The sequence below is a fragment of the Nonomuraea sp. NPDC049784 genome (assembly GCF_040659615.1).
GTDB lineage: Bacteria > Actinomycetota > Actinomycetes > Streptosporangiales > Streptosporangiaceae > Nonomuraea.
In genome coordinates this window covers 1-1,307 of the sequence record NZ_JBFAMX010001231.1, presented here as the reverse complement: position 1 = coordinate 1,307, position 1,307 = coordinate 1, and the positions used below count along the sequence as shown (strand labels likewise).

At 72.0% G+C, this 1,307-nt stretch carries 1 protein-coding gene and 1 pseudogene; both read right to left on the bottom strand.

The window, feature by feature from the left end:
• A partial coding sequence (locus AB0J09_RS64990) for a HAMP domain-containing sensor histidine kinase (protein ID WP_360714505.1) occupies positions 1-785 on the bottom strand: 785 nt, incomplete at its 3' end.
• Positions 763-1,307, bottom strand: a pseudogene (locus AB0J09_RS64985) (hypothetical protein); the annotation flags it as partial. The pseudogene AB0J09_RS64985 and the gene AB0J09_RS64990, both read right to left, overlap by 23 nt.

The window sequence follows — 1,307 nt, the reverse complement described above, 5'->3', positions numbered from 1 at the left end:
GGCTGCGGCCGCTGCGGGCTTGCCTGCTCGGCTGGGGCGGCCAGGGGCAGCCGCATGATGAAGCTGGCGCCGCCGATCGCAGCCTGCTGGACGTGCAGGGTGCCGTGGTGGGCGGTGGCGATGTCGCGGGCGATGGCCAGGCCCAGGCCGGTGCCGCCGCGGTCGCGGCTGCGGGCCTCATCGAGGCGGACGAACCGCTGGAAGATCCGTTCCTGGTCGGCCGGTGGCACTCCGCCACCGTCGTCGCTCACCGTCAGTTCGGCGTGCGATCCTGAGCGGCGCAGCCCTACCCGTACCTGACTGGTGGCGTGCCGTTGTGCGTTGTCCAGCAGGTTCGTCAGCACCCGGGCGATCTGCCCCGGCACGGCGTCGACGACGACCCGCTCTGGCAGGTCCAAGACCGCCGGGTGGCGATCGTCACGCCGGCCTGTCTCGGTGCGGACCAGGCTGGTCAGATCGACCTTCTGGATGGCCTGGGGCGCGGTGGCACCCAGCCGGGCGAGCAGGAGCAGGTCGGTCATGATGCCCTGGACCCGATCCAGATCGTCCAGCGCGTGCCGGACCAGGTCGGGCAGGTCGGTGTCGCGGGGATGCATCTGGGCGTCCTCCAGGCGCACGCGCAGGCCGGCCAGCGGGGTGCGCAGCTCGTGCGAGGCGTCGGAGGCGAACTGGCGTTGCCGCTGCAGCGCTTGTTCGGTGGAGGCTTTGGCCTCCTCGAGCCGTCCGAGTGTGTGGTTGATCGTGCGCACCAGTTGTGCGACCTCACCGCAGTTGTGCGACCTCACCGCGGCAGGAGGGGTACGGGATGCGGGTGCTCAGGTCGCTGACGTTGATCGTGGCCAGCTGTGCGCGCAGGAGTTGGATGGGGCCCAGCGTGCGCCCGGTCATCCTCCACGTCGCCGCGGTGGCCAGGAGGATCAGCAGCCCGATCTGGGCGGTCCAGAGCAGACGGAAGACCCGGGACGACGCCATGGGCGAGACCATCTGGCCGGCGTAGACCACCGGGGAAGCAGGGGACGGTGAAACCCGGACGGCGGCCAGGCGCAGACACCCTCGGCCGGTGTCCGTGGCACACACCTCGACGTCGGCCTGGGGCTGGGTGGGCGAGGGCCACACCTGGCTCAGGGGTCCTCGCCCGCGTGCCGCGGGCGAGGCGGCGATGACACGCTGATCGGCGCCCACCACCTGGATCAGGTCGATGCCGGGTATGTGCGGCTCGATGGTGCCGGGCAGATTCCGGATCCGGGCCGCGGTGGCGGTGAGCCCGGCCTGGTCGCGGGCTCCTGACCAGCCAGGGGCGGCCGAGG